The organism is Alteromonas sp. 14N.309.X.WAT.G.H12, assembly GCF_036697315.1.
Taxonomy (GTDB): domain Bacteria; phylum Pseudomonadota; class Gammaproteobacteria; order Enterobacterales; family Alteromonadaceae; genus Alteromonas.
Map to the genome: position 1 here is coordinate 8,156 of NZ_JBAHZB010000100.1, position 4,652 is coordinate 12,807.

Below are 4,652 nucleotides of genomic sequence, written 5' to 3' on the forward strand. Positions count from 1 at the left end.
GGCTGAAGCACGTTTTTGCCCTGCATACGCTGAAAACGGCTAATAACATCGCCAATGGTGTAGTTTCTTACGTGCCCCATATGGAGTCGGCCACTGGGATAGGGGAACATGGAAAGACAATAGAACTTTTCCTTCCCTTCCTCTTCAACGGCTTTGAATGATTGATTTGTATCCCAGTATTGCTGGACTTGTTGTTCTATTTCTTTGGGGTTGTACTGATTTTCGGCCATTGTAAATAAGGCTTCCGCGTTAATATTGATGACTTCGTGATAAGCCGCATAGAATAACCTACCGCCCCACATTGCCACAATAGCGGCGGCGCTTTTTTATCTGTGTATGCTGGGTTTTTAAACGGTTTTTCGGTAATTTTTTGAAAACCTATGGGGTGATGGGGTCATTGGGCTAGCCACAATGTTAAGGTTGTGGGTAATCGCTAAGCTTAAAATGGCAAGAGTGTCGCCTTGTGTGGCGGTGAAAAAATCACATTTTTCTTAACCTGAAAGGTTTGACACACGCCATTATTTCGCGTTTCATTTATAAAAAATGGGTTTTCAGGAAGTTATGACCGTTATAGGTACAATCACCCCCCTTGATGCGAAAGCACTTTCACCAAGCTTAAATCGTAGGCAGATTAATCAGGCATTGAACGACAATGACGCGATGACGGCGGCGTTCATCGGTCAGGAGCGTGCCAGAGAGGCTTTGGCATTCGGATTAGGCGTCGATTCAAAAGGCTATAATCTTTACGTAATGGGCGAACCGTCTACGGGGCGTTTTAGCTTGGTAAAAGATTTTATCGAACGTCAAATTGCCACGTTGCCGCCGCCGGAAGACTGGGTTTATTTAAATAATTTTGACGAAGAAAGAGAACCGGTGGTTTTGCGCATGGCGCCGGGAGAAGGGCGAGAGCTGGTTAAAGATATTAGCGTCTTGATTGATGATCTTCTCGACACCTTCCCCGCCGCTTTTGATAATCCCGGTTACCAGCGTAAAAAGTCCGCCATTAAAAAAGCCTTTGAAAAGCGGTATGACGAAGCCATTGATAGTGTAGAACGCTATGCACAGGCCCACGAAGTGGCCCTGTATGACGAATCTAATGCCATTTCGTTTGCGCCCATTGTTAACGGTAAACCCATAACCGATGAAGAATTTGCTGCTTTAGATGGGGATAAACGGCAATATTTTTATGATCTTATTGATGATCTGGAAAACCGCTTAAGTGAAAGTTTACTTGGCTTACCAGCCTGGAAAAGAGCCTGTTCAGAAAAAATCCGCCAGCTTGATAAAGAAACCGCAGAACTCGGTATTAAGCCGTTACTTAAGAATTTGGAACATAAGTATGCCAATCAGTTAGGGGTACTAAAAACCCTGCGGAAAATGCGCACACATCTGGTGGAAACCATCGTCTCTTTGTTAGCCGAAGAACATAAAGAAGATAAACCTGACGATATAGACCGGCGACTGTATCTCGAAGAGCAGTATTTACCCAATGTCTTAGTGGGACATCAATTAGAAGATGGCGCGCCGGTGGTTTATGAGCCTAACCCCACATACCAAAATTTATTTGGCAAAATCGAATACACCAATATTCATGGCAGTGTGTATACCAATTACCGAATGATACGTCCCGGCGCTTTGCATCGCGCTAACGGCGGCTATTTATTGTTGGATGCCGATCAGGTTATCGAACAGCCTTTTGTGTGGGAAGCCCTTAAACTTGCCATTAAATCGGGCTCGTTAAAAATGGATTTGCCCCAGCAAGATGTGGGCATGGTTAACGCCATTACACTAAACCCCCAGCCCGTTGATTTAAAAATCAAAGTTATTTTATTGGGGAGCCGTGATCTGTATTACACCTTGCAGGATTACGATGATGAATTTGATGAATTATTTAAGGTGTTAGTGGATTTTGACTATGAGATCCCAGTAAGCCGCCAAACTACCTTTGATTTTGTTGGCAAAGTTCGACATGAGGTGCAGCAGGTGGGGCTATCCGGTATTTCTCCGAAAGCCATGTATCGGTTGGTGGAATATTCATTGAGAATGGCAGAACATCAGGAAAAGTTTTCGGCCCATTTTGCCCAGGTCATCGAACTCATTCATGAAGCGCGGTATTTTGCCTTTCAGCAAAAAGCCATGCAACTGGAACTGGAACATATTGAAGCGGCATTGAATGCGAAAAAACGGCGTACGGGACGGGTCAGTCACGCATTACTCAATGATATTAAAGAAGGACATGTACTGATTGCCACCGAAGGAAAAGCGGTGGGGAAAGTGAATGGACTTACGGTGCTTGAAGTGGGGGGCACTGCCTTCGGTACCCCAGCTAGGATCACCGCAACGGTGTATGCCGGGGCCAATGGGGTGGTGGATATCGAGCGCGAAGTGGAATTAGGTCAACCCATCCACTCTAAAGGGGTAATGTTGCTGACGGGGTATCTGGGCAACAAATATGCCCAGCATTTTCCCTTGACCTTATCGGCCAATATTGCCTTGGAACAGTCATACGGTCATATCGACGGCGATAGTGCCTCATTGGCCGAGCTTATTGCGCTGATATCCTCGTTAACGGAAATTGCTGCAACCCAATCTTTAGCCGTGACAGGCTCGATAAACCAATACGGTGAAGTGCAGGCCGTGGGCGGTGTGAACGAAAAAATCGAAGGCTTTTTTGATCTTTGTCAGCACCGTGGTTTAAATGGTGAGCAAGGGGTGGTGATCCCAAAATCCAATGCCATAAATCTGGTCTTAAATAACGTTGTCATCGATGCGGTTAAAAAGGGCTTATTTCATATTTATACCGTTGAAACCGTGGATGAAGCAGTGACGCTGGTGTTGCAAAAAGAAGCAGGGGAAATGTCCTCTAAAGGTCGCTATCAGAAAAACACGGTGAATTATCATGCGGTAAACAGGTTGTATAACATCGCATTGATTGTAAATGGTGGTGATGATGATTAATAAAACTGTAATTAGAAAGGTTAGGGATTTATGAGTATAAAAAGAAGGTTTGCTGTAATGCTGTCCGCGGTAGCGGCGACGGCGAGTTTTAATGTGTTTGCCAGTACACCGGAGTTAACGCTAGATGAAGCAAACCGCTTAGTCGCGATGCCACTGCACTGCGCACAAGAAGAATATCCGAATAAACTTAATCAGATTTTACATGACGGGAGCTACTTAAAGAGTCCGAAAACATTGCATCCGGCGTTTTATGGTTGTTTTGATTGGCATTCCAGTGTCCATGGACACTGGATGATGGTGTCGCTGTTACGTCATTTCCCCCAATTAGCAAAAAGTGAGGAAATTAAGCAAAAATTAAAACAAAACCTCACCGCAGAAAAAATTCAGGCCGAAGTGGATTACTTTTCCATGCCCCATAGCAGTACGTTTGAGCGCACATACGGTTGGGCCTGGCTACTTAAGTTAGCCGAAGAACTGGATCGTTGGGATGATCCATTAGCAAAAGAGCTGGAACAGAACTTACAGCCATTAACGGCCCTCATTGTGCAAAAGTACACCGCATTTTTACCTAAACTAGTGTATCCCAATCGAACTGGCGAACACCCCAATACGGCTTTTGCCCTTTCTATGGCGTATGATTTTGCGCTGCAAACCCAAAATAAGCCCTTTGCAGCATTATTGGCGCAGCGAGCCAGACATTGGTATGAGGCAGATAAGTCTTGCCCTTTAAGCTGGGAGCCCAATGGGTTTGATTTTTTATCCCCCTGTTTTGAAGAGCTAGATGTGATGCGTAAGGTATTGACACCAAATGAATTTAAGCAATGGGCTGCTGATTTCTTACCCGGTTTGGCGGAAAAAGACTTTACATTGTTACCGGCAAAAGTGAGTGACCGTACTGATGGTAAGTTGATCCACTTAGATGGATTAAACTTCAGTCGTGCGTGGGTGTTATACGGGTTAATACATGAATTCCCAAAACAATATGGGCACCTTCAAGCCATTGCTGATGCCCATGTGATCTATTCATTACCGGCCATTGTGGATGATAACTATGAAGGCACCCATTGGTTAGGAAGTTTTGCGGTATATGCGTTACAGCATGCCGAATTAACCCAATCCCAATGAAAGCCTAACCTGATGCCGATGCGCCGCTAAACGTGAAGGTTCAGCGGCAAATTGGCTTTACCTTCCAGCGCTTATTTAGGCGGCATTCTAAGGCCGCCGTCCAGACGTATGGTTTCACCGTTTAAATAACCATTTTCAAAAATGTGGGCCACTAATGCGGCAAATTCATCTGGTGAGCCTAAACGAGAAGGGAAGGGGACGTTACTGCTAAGGGCATCCTGTACGCCTTGGGGCATGGCCAGTAGTAATGGGGTTCCCATCACCCCAGGTGCAATGGCGTTGACACGAATACCTAGCGGTGCGAGATCACGGGCCATGGGCAGTGTCATGCCAATAATGCCGGCTTTGCTAGAGGCATAGGCTGTTTGACCAATCTGCCCCTCGTAGCCTGCAATGGAGGCGGTATGTATGATTACGCCCCTTTCTCCCTGACTATTTGGGGATTGGGTCGCCATGATTTGTGCGGCTAACCTAGCGACATTAAATGAACCGACCAGGTTGATATCAATGACTTGTTTGTATTTATCAAGGGGCGCTGCCTGACCTGATTTATCTAAGGTTCGCATTGC

The 4,652-nt window shown here is 45.6% G+C and carries 4 protein-coding genes; 2 read left to right on the forward strand and 2 right to left on the reverse strand.

Annotated features, from left to right (window positions below):
• A partial coding sequence (locus V5298_RS17105; protein ID WP_332932650.1) for a class I tRNA ligase family protein occupies positions 1–230 on the reverse strand: 230 nt, incomplete at its 3' end.
• A 331-nt stretch (positions 231–561) separates the two neighbouring features.
• Here V5298_RS17105 and V5298_RS17110 point away from each other — a divergent pair.
• Both V5298_RS17110 and V5298_RS17115 read left to right on the forward strand, forming a co-directional pair.
• On the forward strand, positions 562–2,958 hold the full coding sequence (locus tag V5298_RS17110; protein ID WP_332932646.1) for an ATP-binding protein: 2,397 nt from the start codon (positions 562–564) through the stop codon (positions 2,956–2,958).
• A 30-nt stretch (positions 2,959–2,988) separates the two neighbouring features.
• Positions 2,989–4,083, forward strand: a complete 1,095-nt coding sequence (locus V5298_RS17115; RefSeq protein ID WP_332932647.1) for a DUF2891 domain-containing protein — start codon at positions 2,989–2,991, stop codon at positions 4,081–4,083.
• Positions 4,084–4,154: 71 nt separating this feature from the next.
• Here V5298_RS17115 and V5298_RS17120 read toward each other — a convergent pair.
• A partial coding sequence (locus V5298_RS17120) for an SDR family oxidoreductase (protein WP_332932648.1) occupies positions 4,155–4,652 on the reverse strand: 498 nt, incomplete at its 5' end.